Origin of the sequence: Paenibacillus sp. FSL L8-0663 (assembly GCF_038008125.1) — a bacterium.
Classification (GTDB): domain Bacteria; phylum Bacillota; class Bacilli; order Paenibacillales; family Paenibacillaceae; genus Paenibacillus; species Paenibacillus polymyxa_D.
In genome coordinates this window covers 2,675,132-2,696,164 of the sequence record NZ_JBBOYM010000001.1, presented here as the reverse complement: position 1 = coordinate 2,696,164, position 21,033 = coordinate 2,675,132, and the positions used below count along the sequence as shown (strand labels likewise).

At 47.6% G+C, this 21,033-nt stretch carries 1 protein-coding gene; it reads right to left on the bottom strand.

Going from position 1 to position 21,033, the window contains the following annotated elements; translation table 11 throughout:
• Window positions 1–12: 12 nt before the first annotated feature.
• Window positions 13–21,015 carry a non-ribosomal peptide synthase/polyketide synthase gene (locus tag MKY75_RS11850; RefSeq protein ID WP_340885381.1) on the bottom strand — a complete coding sequence of 7,001 codons (21,003 nt, stop codon included), beginning with the start codon at window positions 21,013–21,015 and terminating at the stop codon, window positions 13–15.
• Window positions 21,016–21,033 lie beyond the last annotated feature (18 nt).

Genomic DNA, 21,033 nt, shown 5'->3' with positions numbered 1-21,033 from the left:
CTAATGTGAAGATTAGGTGGACATTATCCCATCTCCGTCTGTTACTAGTAAGTTCGCTAGCTCTGTTTCCAACATCGCTTTAACGGTTTCTGGATTTTCTTCAAAAGGAAGTTCTAACGAGATTTGCAATACGTTCTCCACATGCTGAACAGTAAAGAAAATGATTGAATCCCGATAGATGTCCCTCTCTTCTGGCTCGATATTTTTAAACAGCTGATATTTATCCGACGCTTCGCCAAGGTAATTGAACACAATAGGCAGCTTATTCAGGCTATGCTTCAGATACTGGTTAGACTGCGGATACAACGATGCCATTTCATCATTGTATATGAGATTTAGAAAATTCAAATTATGCGATACGGCCAACTGCATACTATTTCTGATCTCATGTCCATGTTCATCCGCATCTGTAAGCAGTACAGGGATTTGGTCTATAAATTCACCTATAATATCAAAATACTGCTTGTCCTCGTATGCCCGGCCATAATTAGTGAGAAGAATAGGAATCTCGTCCACTTGTAAATATCTGCGGAAAAAGCGGTTAGCCAGGCATATAGCCAAGTCCCACATGTGTCCGACCGCGTTGGAGTCATTCCAATTTGCAAGTTCTACTGTCACATCTGTACCCGTTGTATGGTTGCGCTCATCAATTGCGAGAACTACAGCATCCGAAGCAGCAGCAAATGCGGACAAGCGAAATTTGTCGACAATCTCTTGATCACCTATGCCCTGAGGTCCTTTGCGGACCTGACTCACATAATCACGGTAGCTTCCTGCTAGTTGCCCTTTTACATTGCTCATGTCATCATATGCACGGTACAACTCACTCTTAACGACCTCTCCGCTCATGCCATCATAGATGAGATGTGAACAAGGGAGCAGCAGCAAATGATCCCGTAAATTGAGGCGAACAAGCGCAATACGATATAACAAGTTTCCGGTTGTTTCATAAGGGTTCATAAAGAATGCAGGCAATATATGTGAGAGTATACGATTTTGCATCTCTGCACCGTAGTTCGATAAATCTATCATTGGAATATCCATGCGCTTCTTCATGGACAACATTTCCCATTCCCATCCGACATCCGTTTGGACCAACACACTTCTAAAGAGTTCATGGCGCTCTATCAGGCGTTGCATAATTGCAGATAACCGTTCTACATCCAGCAGGTAACTATCAAAAGGAATGACACCTCCTGAGGATTGCGGATGCTCCAAATGATAATACTGAGCGGGAGCAAGCGCATAGCGTTGTAAAGGCTCTCCTGCCAGCATCGTGCTGTTCCATTGGTCATTCATCCGCAGCAGATGTTCCAGCCACTCCTCAGCATGCCGCTTCACAGCTTCATCGTCTACCATCGTATCTGTGTATAGCTTTTCACAGTCAGGTACTTGAGCAGCTGCTTCAAAAGGAAGCAAATGATGTGGATGAAGGTCAGGATGAAGACGTGCCAAAATAACTTTCTTCAGGGCCTCTGCTTGTATAGAATCGAAAGGATCTATGTGCAAAGTTAATTGATCTCCCCCTTCAACAGCTGTTGATTGGAAATGAGCATGTACGTCATAAGCCTCTTCGATGATGTCGATTGCCTCGGCAATAGCACGTGTTAACATACCCGACATCGAAGTGTCTGCTCGCATATACTCTGATATTTGGCGAATAGTCTGATATTGAAACACCTGATTAATCCCTATTTCAATGCCAACAGCCTGAGCCTGTGAAACCAATTGAATGGCTTTTAGCGAGTGTCCGCCTAAATCAAAATAGTTATCATCAATGCCAACCATACTGACACCCAGATTTTGCTTCCAAATATCTACCATATGCTGTTCCATGCCGTTTCGCGGGGCTGCATATTCAACACCTGTTTGAATGTCTCCGTCCGGCGCAGGAAGCGATTTACGATCAATTTTTCCGTTAGTGGTCAACGGCATCTTCTCCAATTGAACAAAATAGCTTGGCAGCATGTACATCGGAAGATTTGGAACCAACGCTGTTTTAAGTTCCTTAATGGTCAGATCGCTATCAGCCACAAAATAAGCACATAAATCTTTTTGTCCTGATTCATTCTCACGAGCAATAACCACCGCTTTACGGATCGCAGGCAGGTTCATTATTTGCGCTTCCACTTCTCCAAGTTCAATTCGGTAACCCCGAATTTTTACCTGATGATCCATCCTGCCTAAATATTCAATATTTCCGTCTGCCATCCATCGCGCCAAATCTCCTGTGCGGTACATACGTTTTCCTGGTTTGAAGGGGTCTGCTATAAATTTCTCATCTGTCAGCTCACGATTTCCCATATAACCTCGCCCTACTCCATCACCACCGATGTAGATCTCGCCTGCAATTCCTATCGGAACCAACTTCCGATTCATATCCATAATATATACGTGCTGGTTAGCCATTGGCTTGCCAATCGGCACCGTATGTGTCCAAGCTGTCATCGTTTCCCCGTCAATGTCGTATGCAGTTGTGTCTACACAGCACTCAGTAGGACCATAAACATTAGTTATTTGCGGACGATATCCGGGTCGGGTGCTCAAAAATGTTTTAACGAGATGACCGGGCAGCGCCTCTGCTCCAAAAATAAAATGCTGTACATTCAGGTCTGCAACGGAGTCTTGCATTTCCGTCAACATATGCATGTGTGCCGGTGTACCATCAGTAAAATCAATCCGTTGGGATCTGAAATAGTCAGCCAAACGATGACCATTGGTGCTAATCTCTCTCGGCACCACGTGAAGCGCATGCCCAAGAAGCAGACATGGGAAGATTTGTTTCACTGATGCATCAAATACATACGGCGATAGCCATGCCATCCGCATTGGCGAGTTGTATTTCTTATATACTTGTTGTCTAAATGCAGTTGTCATATTAACAACATTAGAGTGTTGAATCATCACTCCTTTGGGTTTGCCCGTCGTACCTGAGGTATACATCACATAAGCCAAATGGCCAGGGTCACAAACTTCAGCCAAGTTGGAACAGTCTTCTGCGGATAGCCTGTGACTATCAGGTGAAATGACCAGCACATCCGACGGTACCTTCGTGGCCATTTCTGGCTTGGCAATCATAAGCTTAATATGGCTGTCTTGTAACATATAGAGCATACGTTCTTGCGGAAACTCAGGGTCGATAGGTACATATCCCCCACCAGCTTTTAAAATACCAAAAATCCCTACAATCATTTCGATAGAGCGTTCCATAATCATTCCGACCAAATGATCTGCCTGGACTCCCTCTGCTCTTAGCACGCGAGCCAGTTGGTTTGCACGCACATTTAATTCGTTATATGTGATCTGGCTATCTCCAAAAACTACAGCTACTTGATCTGGAGTCTTCTCTACCTGTTCTTCAAATAATTGATGAATGGTTTTTTCACATGGGTATTTCACCGCGGTATTTCCCCAGACATCTAATATCATTTCGATTTCCTGTGGCGTAATAATCTCAATTTCAGATAGCTTTGTCTGTGGTTCATCTACAACAGCTTTAATCAACTGGATGAAGTGATCGGCCATTCGTTTAATCGTGCTTCTCTTGTAAAGGCTATCGGCATATGTGAAGCTGAAAACCAAACCTTCAGAGCTTTCCATGGCCGTAAGTGTCAAATCGAATTTTGCTATATTCTGCTCGCCTGGGCACAGAGTAACTTGCAAGTCTTGGAATTCCGTCGTACCAGAGTCCATGTTATCTAGCTCAAAAAGAGTATCAAACAACGGATTTCGGCTCAGATCCCTCTGTACATTCAGCTTCTCTACCAGCAATTCAAACGGATAATCCTGATGTTCAAAGGCGTCAAGCACCTGACCCTTTACTTCCTGAACATATTCGTTAAATGACTTATCGCCTTCAGGAAAGCTCCGCAATGCAAGCGTGTTGACAAACATGCCGACGACAGACTGCAAATCATGATGCTGTCTACCTGCAATAGGTGTTCCAACAACGATATCCTCCTGACCGCTGTACTTGAACAATAGGGTCTTGTATGCCGCCAGTAACACCATAAATAAAGTAGCTCCCGCCTGCAAACTGATTTGTTTCAAACCACTCACGTCCTGAGGTGAAATGGCAAAGGAAACGGTGCTGCCCGAAGTGCTACGTGTTGCAGGTCTTTCAAAGTCGACTGGGATACCCAAAATCGGAATGTCGCCGCTCATTTGCTTAAGCCAGTATTCTTCTTGTTTTTCCATCCATGAGCTACCAATGTCTCCTTGCTGCCATACCGCATAATCCTTGTATTGAATTCGCAAGGCCGGCAACGTTTTTTCTTCATATAGTGCGGGCAGCTCGTTCAGCAATATACTCATGGATACACCATCTGAAATCACATGATGCATGTCAAACATAAACCAATGGCGCTGTGGAGATTCTTGTAACAGAGCAGCTCGAAGTAACGGTGCCTTCCCAAGATCAAAAGGTCTGATAAATTGTCTCATCATTGCTCTTGCTTCGTTCTCGCCATGTCCCTGCATAACCTCCAAATTGAAATCGACATGGTCGTGAATCCGTTGTACCAATTTATCATCTACGAATTCAAAAGAGGTTCGCAATGTATCATGACGCTGAATTAATTGCTTAAGCGCTCTTTCTAATCTTAAAAAATTCAGTTCTCCTTCCATCAAAAGCATGGCAGACATATTGTAGTTATTCATGCTGCTCAAAACGTATAGTCTATTTTGAGTTATAGATGCTGGATAACTGTCTCTCAATTCGGCAACAGGAATCGCTGCAAATGGATTGGGAGACAATTCATGAACAGCCTGCGCCATTTGCTCAATTGTTGGAAAGTCAAATACATAACGCAACGGTAGCTCAATATTCAGTTCTTTGTGAATTTTTGCGGCCAACGCAGTCGCACGAAGTGAATGTCCGCCAATGGCAAAGAAATTATGATGAATCCCAACGGACGGAACGCCGAGTACCTCTCTCCAGATTTGTGCTAACTTCACCTCCATGGCAGTGCGCGGCGCTGCATATTCTGCAGTCAAATCAGCATGTTCCTCGAATGCTGGCAGTGCCTTTCGATCAATTTTTCCGTTCGGTGTCAGCGGCATGTTCTGCAGCTGTATAAAATACGACGGTATCATATAGTTCGGCAATTTTTCATTCAGCAAATTCAACATCATACTGCCGCTGATTTCTTTTTCAGCTACGTAGTAAGCAGCCAAATGGTAGTCTCCCTGCTGATCTGCACGAGCTATGACAATGGATTCTTTAATACCGTCCACCTTGATAATTTGCGCTTCAATCTCACCGAGCTCAATCCGATACCCGCGGATTTTGACCTGATGGTCAATCCTACCCAAATATTCAATGTTCCCATCTGGCAACCATCGTGCCAAGTCACCTGTACGGTACATTCGCTCATAGCCAACTTCCTCTGCTGCAAACAGATTGGCTACGAATTTTTCTTTTGTCAGCTCTGGACGGTGCAGATAGCCGCGTGCCAGCCCTGGGCCGGATACACACAGCTCACCAGGGACTCCTGCAGGTGAAAGATTTCCGTGTGTGTCTACCATATACACGCGGTGATTAGATACTGGCCGTCCGATGGATATGATTCCACCTAGCTCAGAATTTTCTTCCGATACCGGCCAAAGAGACGTTGCAACGGAATTTTCGGTAGGACCATACGCATTGTAATAAGCCACCCGGTCCTTCCATTTGGACACCAGTTCTGCGGTAGAGGCCGATCCTGCTGTGAGCAGAACACGCAAATCAGGCATGCGATCCGGGTTCAGGTATACAGCATAGTTTGGCGGCAGCGTTGCAATTGTAATTCTGCAGGCAGCCATGTATTGCTCGAAACGTTCATAATTCAAAATAGTCTCGGAGGAAGGTATATACAATATCGCTCCACATAGTAAAGACTGGATTATTTCCGAGCATGACGTATCAAACGAGTAACTGGCAAACATGACCACCCGATCGGACAAGCCAATACTCAACTTTTGCTCGAAGTAGGTTTTAAGATTACTAAGACCGCGATGCTCAAGCATTACTCCCTTAGGCTGACCCGTCGTCCCGGACGTATAGATGACATATGCCAGATCGTTTGGACCAGATACAGCCTCCAGATTCGAACCGTTCTGATGATATACGGACAGCATTTCCCCTCGTACATCCTCTTTTCTTGTATCGGAAGCGACTCCGTCCTGTTCATCGTCAAGCACCAGCACCTTGCCTCCAAACAGCACCTTTTCCGTCAGGTGCTGTTGCGTTAACAACAGTTCCGTATCTGAGTCGTCCAGCATGTAGCGGATGCGTTCCTCCGGATAGGTTGGGTCTATCGGGATATATGCTCCCCCCGCCTTCAAAATTCCCAATATGCCCACAATCATATCTACGGAACGCTCTGTCATCAGACTAACCAGACTATCGGCTTTCACACCATAGCTGCGTAAAGTACGGGCCAGACGGTTTGCGCGCTCGTTCAATTCATGGTAGGTCAATTGTTGACCTTCAAAATATACCGCTGTCTGATCCGAAGTCTGCAAAACCTGTTCCTCGAACAGTCCGTGAATTGTTTGTTCACGCGAATATTCTGCCGTGGTATTTCCCCACACCTGGATGATGTGCTCCCGTTCCTGCTTAGTCAACAGATCCATTGACTCAATTAAACTATCCGGATTCGCTATAATTTGATCCAGCAACTGCAGTAAATGTCCTTGAATCTGCGACACACTCTGATGATTAAATACCTGGGCATTGTAGGCAAAATCAATTCGTAGCGTATCTCCCTGAATTACTATGATGCTTAAATCGTAGCTTTCTTGCTCAGTATTGGCCTCTTCCAAAGTAGTCTCAAAGACCATTCTATGGCCAAAAAGTGCCAGTTGTTGCACGTTCGTTGTAACCATTTCAGACATTGGCAAATGTTCATATACCGCAGATTCATCGGTTTGCTGCTGCACATTTCTCATTAACCCGATAAAGTTAGCTCCTGCTTCGGTTTGAATACGAACGGGTAAGGTGTGGTTACCCAGTCCAATTGAATGCTTCGATTCCAATATATCTGTCAAAGGACTTGATATGGAGCAAGCGAACACCACATCATCTGTACCGTTATACTTTTGCAATAAAATTCCCCAGGCTGTCTGCAGCAGCGTATTTGTCGTCACCTGCTCATTCAGTGCAATTCGCTGCAGTGCCACCGTTCGTTCAACATCCAAATTAATCTCCAGATGCTCTGTCTGATATGGACTGCGCCCCATCAGATTGGCATATGGCAATTGAGGTGCTTCTTCATAACCCTTGAGCAGAGTACTCCAGTAGCGAGAAGCCTTTAGGGTGTCCCTATGTTTTTTTAGAATCCCTTTATCTTCTTCCGAAATCAGCGTCAATTCGCCCAGCTTAGTATTGGGATTGGCTACAACGGTTTTAACCAACTGTACAAAATGCCTTGCCATGCTTTCTACCGTTTCCCGTTTAAACAAAGATGTAGCGTACAGAAATTGGAGCTGAATAGATGCTTCCTCCTCACTGACTTCAAGCGTCAGGTCGAATTTCGCAGAAACCTGCTCTATCCCAAAAGAGCGGAAGAACAACTTGTCCAACTTCACTTCCTTTTTCTCCACATTCTGCAATACAAACATCGTGTCGAACAACGGATTACGGCTCATATCTCGTTTCAGGTCGAGCTTTTCCACCAGCTCCTCAAACGGATAATCCTGATGCGCATATGCTTGCAGTGCACACGTCTTGGCGTCCTCAATGCAGTTATAAAACGTCTGTTCAGCGTGAGGATGATTGCGTAATGCGAGCGTGCCGACAAACATACCGAGCATAGGCTCCAGGTCAGCATGCGGTCTACCTGCAATCGGAGTACCGACAATGATGTCTTCCTGCCCTGTGTAATAATGCAGCAATGCTGTGTATGCAGCCATAAGTACCATGTACAGCGTAGAATCCGTATGCACCGCCAGTTCTTTTAAACACTGAGTCAATTCCTGTCCCATTACAAATTCAACAGCGTCACCTTTCGTACATCGTGTTACCGGACGCTCAAAATCAGTTGGCAAATCCAGTTGAGGCAAATCACCACTAAATCTATTCAGCCAGTACTCTCCCTGACTCTTTATTCGCTCCTGCTGAGTTTTGCTATGCTGCCACACAGTATAGTCCGTATATTGAATACGCAGCGGAGATAATACTTCACCGCTATATAAGCGGGCAAAATCACCAGCTAATATTTCAATGGATACCCCGTCTGAAACGATGTGGTGCATATCAAGCATCAATAAGTGCTGCGGCTCCTGTCCTTCTTCGTCCAATCCCAATTTGACCAGCTTTACACGTAGCAACGGAGCGATCCTCAAGTCAAATGAGCGCACAAAGGAACGGGCATGTTCTTTTGCTAAATTTTCAAGCATAAGTTCATTGGATTCTGTCCGCAGTTCTGATATTGTGGCATATTCCAACTCAAAGTGAATCGTATCGTGCACCCGCTGCATCGGCACACCATTTACCAGCTCAAAGCTTGTCCGGAGGGACGCATGACGTGAAATTAATTGACGGAATACCTCTTCCACCTGGTTCACATCTATCAGACCAATTACTCTCAGTGCTGATGTGGTGTTATAGCTTATCCCTTCCGGGTCCAGCTGGTGAAGCACATACATCCGTGTCTGTGCGAAAGAAAGCGGGTAAATGTCACGTTCTTCCGCCACCGGAATGGATGCATATGTGATTTGATCCTGTTCTTCAAGCAAGACCGCCAATTGCTCGATCGTCGGTGCCTCAAATATGTTTTGCAAATCCATAGGTTTGTTTAAATCTTTGCGAACTCTAGAAGTCAGTGTCGTCGCCCGCAGCGAATGACCACCAATTTCAAAGAAATTTTCGTTGATGCCTACTTGCGGTAGATCCAGTACATCCTGCCAGATATCTGCCAATTTTATTTCCATCCATGTTCGCGGTGCAACATGGTCGGCCAAACGACCTTCTGGTATCGGCAGCGCCTTACGGTCAATTTTACCGTTTGGTGTAAGAGGTACGTTCTGCAACTGAATGAAATGTGAAGGGACCATATAATTCGGGAGTTCTTCATTTAACATCTTGCGAAGCCCGCTCCCCGTCACTTCCCGTTCCGCCACATAATAGGCAACGAGTTCGTGTTGGTTTTGGCTATTCGCATGTGCCAGTACGATGACCTCTTGCATGCGATCTGCCTTCAGCATAGCCGCCTCAACTTCGCCCAGTTCAATCCGGTAACCGCGAATTTTGACCTGATGGTCAATCCGACCCAGATACTCAATGTTGCCATCAGGCAACCATCTTGCCAGGTCGCCTGTCCGATACATGCGTTCATAGCCCGCTTCCCCACCTGTAAACGGATTGGTCACAAATTGTTCAGCCGTTAATTCCGGACGGTGCAGGTATCCGCGTGCCAGTCCTGGGCCGGATACACACAGTTCACCTGGGATTCCTGTCGGTGCAAGTTGCCCATGTGCATCGACCATATACACGCGGTGATTTGGTACAGGACGTCCGATTGAGACGGATACCCCTGCTTCGGAGTCTCCTGGTACTGGCCAGACAGAGGTTGCTATGGAATTTTCCGTTGGACCGTAGGCGTTAACATAGGTCACACAGTCTCTCCATTTGCTGACTAGCTCAGTGCTGGTCGCCGATCCGGCCGTAAACAGGATGCGTAGTTCTGGCATTCGTTCAGGGCTCAAGTATATGGCATAGGTTGGGGGCAGCGTTGCAATTGTAATGTGATGATCCGCCATATACTGCTCAAACTTGTCATAGCTGAGAATGGTTTCTGATGTCGGGATACATAAAGTGGCCCCGTTGAAGAGCGCCTGAAGCATTTCCCAGCATGCCGCATCAAAGGAAAAACTGGCGAACGATACAACACGGTCGGAACTGCTGATCCGCAATGTCTCCCTGAAATACGTATGCAGATTGCAGAGTCCACGATGCTCGAGCATTACTCCCTTAGGCTGACCAGTCGTTCCAGACGTATAAATCACATACGCTAGGTTATGAGGACCGGATATAGCGTCCAAATTCGTACCATCCCTGTGATATACGGACACGGGTTCTCCTTTTGCTTCAGCCGTACTTGCATCCGCAGTGGCTTCGTCCATTTCTGCATCCAGCAGCAGTACCTTGCCCCTAAATTCCACTTTTTCAACCAAATGCTGCTGCGTTAACAGCAGTTCCGTACCTGAATCGTCCAGCATATAACGGATGCGGTTCTCCGGATAAGTCGGATCGATCGGAATGTAGGCGCCCCCTGCCTTCAAAATACCCAAGATGCCGACAATCATGTCAATTGATCGCTCTGTCATCAGACCGACTAGGCCGTCTGCCATCACACCATTACTGCGTAAAGTACGCGCCAGATGGTTCGCTCGCTCATTTAATTCACGGTAGGTCACTTGCGCTCCTTCAAAATATACCGCTACCCGCTCCGGTGTCTGCTTGACCTGTTCCTCAAACAATCCGTGAATCGTCTGCTCACGTGGATATGCTGCTTTCGTGTCACACCAAGCACCCAGCAGTTGCTCGCGTTCCTGAGGCGTTAATATATCCATCTCGCAAATCCGACCAGCTGGATTGATCTTGATTTGCTCCAGCAGTTGCAGCAAATGCCCCCGGATCTGTTCTACCCTTTCATAGTCATATACCTGGGCATTGTAACCAAAATGAACTCGTAGCGTCTCTCCCGGTAACACCACGATGTTAAAATCATAATTCGTCTGCTCAACCGCTCCTGCTCCGGTTATTTTAAAATCAGCTTCCTCTCTTTCACCTAATTGCTCAATTTGTTCATCCACCGGATAGTTCTCAAATACCATAATATGATTAATCAGTTCCACTTTTTGCTCTGCCTGTGCCTGAATCTCATAGAGTGGGAACGTTTCGTATGTTCCCGAAGCAAGCGCCTGTCGCTGAGTTTGCTTCATCAGCTCTGTAAATGCAGTTGCTTGTCCGCCTTGAATACGGACGGGGACCGTGTTAATGAATAGTCCAATCATCTGCTCTACTCCGGCAATGTCCGCTGGGCGTCCAGAAACCACGCTCCCGAAAACAACATCCTCTGTGCGATTATACTTTTGTAATAAAACACCCCAGGCCGTTTGCAGCAGCGTATTTATCGTTACCTGTTCTTGCTTTGCTAGTTGCAGCAAGGCCCTTGTCAGGTCTATACCTAAATCAAATTCCAGATATTCGGCCTCATATCCCTGGGTCTTCCCTGTTTTGGCCTGCGGCAAGACCGCCGTTTCCTCATAGCCCCACAGGTAACCGCTCCAATACTCCGCTGCTTCCTGACGGTTCTGCCCCTCCAGCCATTCGATGTATCGACTGTATGGTGTTACCACCGGCAATTGCGGTGGCTTCCCCTCTGTAAGAGCGGTATATCCTCCAAAGACCTCATTGGTGACCAGTGACAAGCACCAGCCGTCCATTATGATGTGGTGGAAACTCCATACAAAATGGTATGAATCGTCTGATGTACGCAAGATAGATACACGCATCAGTGCATCCTTTGCCAGATCAAAGCCTCTCTGCTGATCTCGACGCGTGAACTCCTCAATATACTGCTCTTGCGCCGTCTTCTCCTTCTCACGTATATCCTCTACGTACAGTTCTCCGCGTTTATTCCGGTACACCACTTGCAACGGCTGGTCCTGCAAATCGCTCCGGAAGTTGGTCCGAAGTGCTGAATGACGCTTTACCAGCAAGTCCAGACTGGCAGCGAATGCAGTGAGATCCAGCGTTCCCTTTAGTTCAAAGGTGGACTGCTCCACATAGGCGCTCGATTGGAAATCCAGCATGTTGTGAAACAGCATGCCTTTTTGCATCGGCGTCATAGGGTATATATTCTCAAGCTCTCCGTCAGGCTGAATTTGCTCCATCATCCGGTCTAATGTTTCCAGGCTTAGACCCGGAAGCAGCACATCACTCGGCGTCAATTCGGAGTGCTCCCGAGATGCACAATGCTGAATCACTTCCAGCACGTTCTGCTTGAATTGCTCTGCTAGTTGCTCGGCAGTATTTTGTTGGAGTGCCTTATTGTTGTATTGAATGCTTAGTTCCAGCATGCCATCTGTAACGAGTCCTCCCACGTCCATAATACAGGACATTTGGGTCAGTTCATGAGTATTAGCTCCGCTGGAATATGGAGAAAAATGCATGCCGCTATGCTGCAATGTCTGATCAAATTCGCCTAAATAATTAAAGCTGATCTGTGGCTCGGCATATGTTGCCCGGGACGGTCCATTCTGGCTGAGATATCTCCAGATGCCGTATCCAATTCCTTTATGTGGAATGTTGCGCAGCATCTCCTTCATCCGTTTAATGTGCCCGGAGATATCTTCTTCCTGGTTAATCCGCAGTAGCACTGGGTATTGGCTTGTAAACCAGCCGACCGTTCGTGATATATCCGTATCCTTCATGATATCTTCCCGGCCATGGCCTTCGAGAAGAATCGCAACCTGCTCACTGCCAGTCCAAGCGCTTAGCGTCTTGCCGAGTGCCGTCAACAACAGATCATTCACTTCTGTGTTGTACGCGCGGTGGGCTTGCTTCAGTAGTTGATCAGTCTCTTCCTTCGTAAGCCTCACATTTACGATACCCATGTCTTGCTGCATAGACCTACCACTATGCTCTTGGGACGCTGGAAGTTGGGACGAATCGTATGCCGCCGATTCGTTCACTTGCTTCCAGTATGCGTGCTCACTTTCCATCTCAGGGCTGTCGGCATAGGCTGACAACCGCTCCGACCACACCCGGAAGGAGTCTGTTTTGGCCGGGAGCTGTATGACTTCTCCACGTACAGCCTGCTCATAGGCATTCGACAAATCTTCCAACAGTACCCGCCACGATACGCCATCTACCACCATATGATGAATAGCCAGTAGCAGATGGTCCCCATCAGCGCAGTGGAACAGACCCACTTTCAGCAAAGGTCCTTCATCCAGTCGGATGCTACTCTGAATAGTGTTGGCACTGGCTTCTATAGCTTGACCCAATGTGGGACCGATTGGCACGTCTTTGAACTCGACCACTTCTAGATCATACAGCTTCCCTTCCTTCACTCCGCGGTTCCACGCTTTCCAGCCTTGATCCGTCTGGCGGAACACCATCCGCAACGCATCATGGTGCACCACCAACTGCGTCAATGCCTGGCGTAGCGACTCTTCCTCGAATCCTTGCTCCCGCTGAAGCATAACTGCCTGATTAAAGTGGTCCGGCACAGGCTGCCCTTGCTCCACAAACCACTCCTGAATCGGTGTCAGCACCACGGCTCCGCTGACCTCTTCCTGATCAGCTAATTGGCTATCCGACACACGCAGATGCGTCGCTAGCTCAGCAACCTCAGGATACTTAAACAAGTCTTTGATATCCAACTTGTATCCTGCCTGCAGTAGGCGTGAGGATACCTGAATCGCCTTGATCGAGTCCCCGCCCCGATCAAAAAATTGATCCGTCAGTCCGACCGGACCGCCGCCCAGCACAGCCTCCCATACACTGGCCAGAGCCTGCTCCGCTGCTGTCTGCGGAGCCCTATATTCCTGCGTGGAGCGGGAAATCTGCTCCGGTGCCGGCAATGCCTTACGGTCAATTTTACCGTTGGGTGTGAGCGGCATTTGCTGCATCTGAACAAAGTACGAGGGAACCATATAATTCGGGAGTTCTTCACTCAGCAGCTTGCGAAGCTCACTCCCCGTCACTTCCCGTTCTGCCACATAATAGGCAACCAGTTCGTGTTGGTTTTGGCTGTTTGCATGTGCCAGTACGATGACCTCTTGCATGCGATCTGCCTTCAGCATAGCCGACTCGACCTCGCCCAGCTCAATTCGGTAGCCGCGAATTTTAACTTGTTGATCCATCCGTCCAGCGTATTCTAATGTACCGTCTTCACGCCAGCGAACAAGGTCTCCCGTGCAGTACAGGCGATCTCCGTCCACCCACGGATTGGCAAGGAATCTCTCAGCCGTCAAATCAGGACGGTTCAGGTAACCGCGTGCGACTCCGTCTCCGCCAACAACCAGCTCACCCCATGCTCCAATCGGCTGCAGGTTAAACGCCGAATCGACCACATACGCCGTCGAATTGCGGATAGGACGCCCGATCGGCACAGAATCAAGCTGTTCTTCCTTAATATGATAAGTCGTCGAAAAAGTAGTATTTTCCGTTGGTCCATAGCCGTTAATGATATTCATGTCCGGATTATCACGCAGCACCCGGTTGATATGCGGTGCAGACAGCACATCACCTCCGACCAGCAAATACTTCACATCTCCGAACAATTTACTGTCCTGCTGCGAAAGCTGATTAAATAGCGGTGTAGTCAGCCACATCATAGTAATGCGATGGTCCCGTATGGTCTCCTTGAGCTTATCTACGTCCAAAAGATTATCCTTATGCACGAGTACAAGCTCACCGCCGTTCAGTAGCGCCCCCCAAATTTCAAACGTAGACACATCAAATACAAACGCGCAAGTCTGCAACATTCGGATCGATTCATCGAACGGCACATAATCCGTATTACGCACCAAGCGCACGACACTTTGATGCTCAACAACGACGCCCTTAGGCTTGCCTGTTGATCCCGAGGTATAGATGACATAAGCAGCATGTTCGCCTGATCCATCTATTCCCAAATTGGAAGTATCCGGACTGTAGGACGTATCATCATTCAGATTGACAATCTGTCCATCAAAATAGCAACGTTCCAGTAAATCTTGTTGAGTCAGCAGCAGTTTGGCTCCCGAGTCCTCCAGCATATAGCGGATACGGTCCTCCGGATATTGAGGATCTATCGGCACATACGCGCCTCCAGCCTTCAAAATAGCCAACGTTCCGCTAATCATATCCAACGAACGCTCCGTTAGAATGCCGACAGGCTCATTGGCCTTCACTCCAGCAGTCTGTAGTGTATGCGCTATTCGGTTAGCCTTCTCATTCAGTTCCCGATAGGTTAGAGATTGATGCCCCAAAGCTACAGCAATATGATCAGGCGTACGCGCAGCCTGCTCCTCAAACAGCTTTTGGATCGTCTGATTGCGCGGATATACAGAAGCCGTGTCGTTAAACTCGCCTGTAATCTGTTGTCTTTCCGCCGTTGTCACCAATTCCAGTTCTTCAACGCAAACATGCGGGTTGAACGAAATTTGCTCCAGCAGACGAGCAAAATGACCATGCAGACGCTCAATGCCGGTTTGATCAAAGTTCAATGCGTTATACATAAAACGAATATTTATGCCTTTTCCCGGCATCACGACGACGTTCAGATCGTAGTTGGTTTGCTCTGTAGCCACCGCGTTTAAAATTGTGAATGCATTCTGCCCATCACTTCCCAGCTGCTCTACCTGCTGCTCCACCGGATAATTTTCGAATATCATAATGTGCTTGATTAGATCCTGCTTCTGCTCGGTCAGTGCCTGAATTTCATACAGCGGGAACGTGTCATAGGCATTGGCAGAAAGCGCCTGTCGCTGAGTTTCCTTCATTAATTCAGTAAATGCAGTTGTTGGTTTACCTTGAACACGGACTGGGATGGTATTAATGAAAAGTCCGATCATTTGCTCTACTCCGGCAATGTCTGCTGGACGTCCCGATACCACACTACCGAAAACAACATCCTCTGTGCGATTATACTTTTGCAGCAACACACCCCAGGCTGTTTGCATCAGCGTATTTATCGTCACCTGTTCCTGCTTTGCCAGCTGCTGAAGTTGCGCCGTCAGGTCTATACCTAAATCAAATTCCAGATATTCAGCCTCATATCCCTTCGCTTTCCCTGTTTTGGCCTGGGGCAAAACTGTAGTCTCCTCATGGCCCTGCAGGTAACCGTTCCAATACTCCGCTGCTTCCTGACGGTTCTGCCCCTCTAGCCATTCGATGTATCGGCTATATGGTGTTACCACAGGTAATTGCGGTGGCTTCCCTTCTGTAAGGGCGGTATATCCTTCAAAGACCTCATTGGTGACCAGTGACAAGCACCAACCATCCATAATGATGTGGTGGAAGCTCCATACAAAATGGTATGCATCGTCTGATGTACGCAAGATGGATACCCGCATCAGCGTATCCTTTGCCAGATCAAACCCCTTCTGCTTATCCCGACGCGCAAATTCCTCGATATATTGCTCCTGCGCCACCTTCTCCTTCTCACGTATATCCTCTACGTACAGCTCTCCGCGTTTATTCCGGTACACCACTTGCAGCGGCTCGTCCTGCAAATCGCTCCGGAAGTTGGTTCGCAGTGCTGAATGACGCTGTACCAGCAAGTCCAGACTGGCAGAGAATGCAGCGAGATCCAGCGTTCCCTTCAGTTCAAAGGTGGACTGCTCTACATAGGCGCTCGACTGGGAATCCAGCATGTTGTGAAACAGCATGCCTTTTTGCATCGGCGTCATAGGGTATATATTCTCAAGCTCTCCGTCAGGCTGAATCTGCTCCACCATCCGGTCTAATGTTTCCAGGCTTAGACCCGGAAGCAGCACATCACTCGGCGTCAATTCAGAACGCTCCCGTGATATACAGTGGCGGATCACTTCCAGCACGTTCTGCTTGAGTCCCCTGGCTAGTTTCATTACATTATCTTCCTGTAATACTTTTGTGTTATAACGAATATCCAACTCAAGCATTTCATCCGTTACAATGCCCCCCACATCCAGGGAACACGGCATTCTCGTCTGTTCGTTAACATCTGCTCCACTGGAGTACGGTGACATGCGCGTTTCGCTGTGCCGCAGCGTCTGATCAAATTCGCCCAAATAATTAAAGCTAATCTGTGGCTCGGCGTATGCCCCTCTAGATACTACGTTCTGACTGAGATATCTCCAAATGCCGTACCCAATTCCTTTATGTGGAATGCTGCGCAACATCTCCTTCATCCGTTTGATGTGTCCGGATATATGATCTTTCCCGTTAATCCGCAGCAGTACCGGATATTGGCTCGTGAACCAGCCAACTGTTCGTGAAATATCCGTATCCTTCATGATATCTTCACGGCCATGGCCTTCCAGAAGAATTGCAACCTGCTCACTGCCAGTCCAAGTGCTTAACGTCATGCCGAGCGCCGTCAGCAGCAGATCGTTCACTTCTGTGTTGTACGCGCGATGGGCCTGCTTTAGCAGTTGATCAGTCTCTTCTTTCGTGAATTTCAAGCTCAAAGTAGCTGTGTTATTTATGGTCAATGGTTTTTTAGAATCCAGCAATTCTGTAAGCCTTAAAGACTCGTATACTTCCAATTCATTCAATTGCTCCCAGTATGCGTACTCACTTTCCATCTCAGGACTGTCGGCATAGGCTGACAACCGTTCCGACCAGACCCGAAAAGAGTCTGTTTTGGCCGGGAGCTGTATGACTTCTCCACGTACAGCCTGCTCATAGGCATTCGACAAATCCTCCAGTAGTATCCGCCACGATACGCCGTCTACCACCATATGATGAATAGCCAGTAGCAGATGGTCCCCATCAGCGCAGTGGAACAGGCCCACTTTCAGCAGAGGTCCTTCATCCAGTCGGATGCTACTCTGAATAGTACTGGCCCGGGCTTCTATAACTTGACCCAATACGGGACCGATCGGCACGTCTTTGAAATCGGCCACTTCCAGATCATACAGCGCCCCTTCCTCCGCTCTGCGGTTCCACGCTTCCCAGCCTTGCTCCGCCTTGCGGAACACCATCCGCAACGCATCATGATACACCCCCAACTGCGTCAATGCCTGACGTAGCGGCTCTTCCTCGAATCCCTGCTCCCGGTGAAGCATAACCGCCTGATTAAAGTGGTCCGGCACAGGCTGTCCTTGCTCCACAAACCACTGCTGAATCGGCGTCAGCAGCACAGCTCCGCTAACCTCTTCCTGATCAGCTAATTGGGTATCCGACACACGCAGGTGCGTAGCTAGCTCAGCAACCTCAGGGTACTTAAACAACTCTTTGATATCCAGCTTGTATCCTGCCTGCAGCAAGCGTGAGGATACCTGAATCGCCTTGATCGAGTCCCCGCCCCGATCAAAAAATTGATCCGTCAATCCGACCGGACCGCCGCCCAGCACAGCCTCCCATACACTAGCCAGAGCCTGCTCCGCTGCTGTCCGCGGAGCCCTATATTCCTGCGTGGAACGGGAAATCTGTTCTGGTGCAGGCAATGCCTTACGGTCGATTTTGCCGTTGGGTGTGAGCGGCATTTGCTCCATCTGAACAAAGTGAGAGGGAACCATATAATTCGGGAGTTCTTCACTCAGCTGCTTGCGAAGCTCGCTCCCCGTCACTTCGCGTTCCGCCACGTAGTAGGCAACCAGCTCGTGTTGGTTTTGGCGGTTTGCATGTGCCAGTACGATGACCTCTTGCATGCGATCTGCCTTCAGCATAGCCGCCTCAACTTCGCCCAGTTCAATCCGGTAACCGCGAATTTTGACCTGCTGGTCGATCCGGCCTAGGTACTCAATGTTGCCGTCCGGCATCCATCTTGCCAGGTCGCCTGTCCGATACATGCGTTCATAGCCCGCTTCCCCGCCTGCAAACGGATTGTTCACAAATTGTTCAGCCGTTAAATCCGGGCGGTGCAGATAACCGCGAGCCAATCCTGGGCCGGATACACATAACTCTCCTGCTATTCCAGCAGGTAAAAGATGACCAAAAGCATCGATCATGTACACCCGGTGGTTGGGCACGGGACGTCCTATGGAAACGGTATCGATTGCTCCGGGGTGTTCCGACACTGGCCAAATGGACGTTGCTACCGAGTTTTCTGTCGGTCCATAGCCATTAAAATAGGTGACCTGATCCTTCCATTTGGTTACGAGCTCCATCGAGGAAGCCGAACCAGCGGTGAACAGAATACGCAGATCCGGCATTCGTTCTGGATTTAGATACACGGCATAGGTAGGAGGTAATGCAGCCACCGTAATTTTATGATCCGCCATATACTGTTCAAACTGGTTGTAGTTCAGTATGATTTCCGAAGTAGGCACGTAAAGTGTCGCGCCACAAAATAGCGCCTGAAATATTTCCCAGCAAGCAGCATCGAATGCGTAGCTCGCAAACAGTAGGGCATGATCTGACGGACTTATCTGCAATGTTTCATCAAAATACGTTTTTAGGTTACACAATCCATGGTGCTCCAGCATTACACCTTTAGGCTGTCCTGTCGTACCTGAAGTATATATGACGTAGGCTAAATCATTCGCTCCTGATACGGCCTCTAGATTTGATCCTTCCATGTGATACACAGTTGGATCTTCATCCAATACTAGGACTTTTCCTCCAAAGGCGGCCTCTTTGACCTTTTCCACAAGATGGCTTTGCGTCAAAAGCAGGTCTGCACCGGAATCATCCAATATATAACGGATACGTTCCTCTGGATATGACGGATCAATGGGTACATATGCCCCTCCTGCTTTAAGAATAGCGAGGATGCCGACCACCATATCTATAGAACGATCAGTCATGAGTCCAACCAGCCGATCAGTTGTGGTGCCGTAACTACGCAGGGTACGAGCCAATCGGTTAGCACGTTCATTCAGCTCAGCATAAGTCAGACTGGAGTTCTCACAGACAACTGCTGTTGTCTTCGGTGTCTTTTCTACTTGTTTTTCAAAACAAAGATGGATGGTATCACTAGAAGGATATGAGATCTGTACTCCGCTAAATTCGGATAAAACCTGACTTTTCTCTTCTGTCGTCAGAAATTCCAAATCGGAAATCAGTAGATCCGGCTGTTGAACAATCTGCTCCAGTCCCCGTTTAAGATGAGCTGCAATTAGCTTAATCCAATTTTCATCGTAAACCAGACGATTGTAACTAAATGTAACTTCATACTGTGATCCAGGAACGACAATCACATTAAAATCATAGTTGGTCTGTACAATATCCTCTACGTCGGTAACCTGAAGTGTATCAGGCCCTTTTTCCGCATGAATAAGCTCCTCTGAATAAGGATAGTTCTCAAAAACAACAATATGACGGACTAAATTTTGTTTCAAATCCGTGTGATTCTGAATATCTGCTAGGGAAGAATAAGAGTACTGAGCAGACTCGATGTGGGAGTTCTGCACAGATATAAGCAGATTCGAAAAACTCTGGTCCGCATAACTGGTTATGCGTGTTGGTATTGTGTTAATGAACAATCCAACCATATTTTCAATTCCCGGAACTTCATCTGGTCTGCCGGATACTACAGACCCGAACACAACATCCCGGCTGTTGTTGTACATTTGAAGCAATAATCCCCATACCGTTTGAAATACAGTGCTGACTGTCGTGTGGTAGTGTTTAGATATTCTCTCCATTCCTTGAGTTAGTTCTTTTCCCAGCTTGCATGTGTAACGGTCTGCCTCGAAGATTGGATTCAATGGACGGTTATAGCCCGGTAAAATCGTTTCATTTTCCAGCCCATTTAAATACCCCTGCCAATAGGCTGTCGCTTCTTCCTTGTCCTGTTGCTCCAGCCACTGAATAAAACTGCTGTACGGATATACCGTATCCAATTGCGCAGGCACTCCAGACCGAAGGGAAGTATACATAGTAAAAAATTCCTGGGCCACCGTTCCCATGCACCAACCATCCATTATAATGTGATGAACACTCCAGACAAGTCTGGAAGACTCATCATCCCATTCAAACAGGGCAAGCCGAATCGGAACATCTTTTTCCAAATCGAAACCAGCTTGGCGCTCTGCCTTTAAAAAGGCCGTAAAATGCTCCCTTTTCTCAGCTGCGGGAAAAGCACTGATATTCTCGAAATGAACAGGCAACGCATCACGTTCTTCCAGGACAATTTGAAGCGGACGTTCTGTTTCTTTATACATAAAAATGGTACGGAATATGTCATATCGGTTCATGAGCTGCTGCAAGCTTTGCTGAACCAGATGAACATCCAGCACTTCATTAAAGGTAATAACGGTCTGCTCAAAGTAAGCTTCTGATTTTGCGTCGAGGATGGAATGAAACAACATTCCCTCCTGCATCGGGGACAGCGGATAGATATCTTTAATATTTACCTGTGCCAAATCGTTCACCTTTCCTTTATCCATGCAGAATTTGAGTTTCCA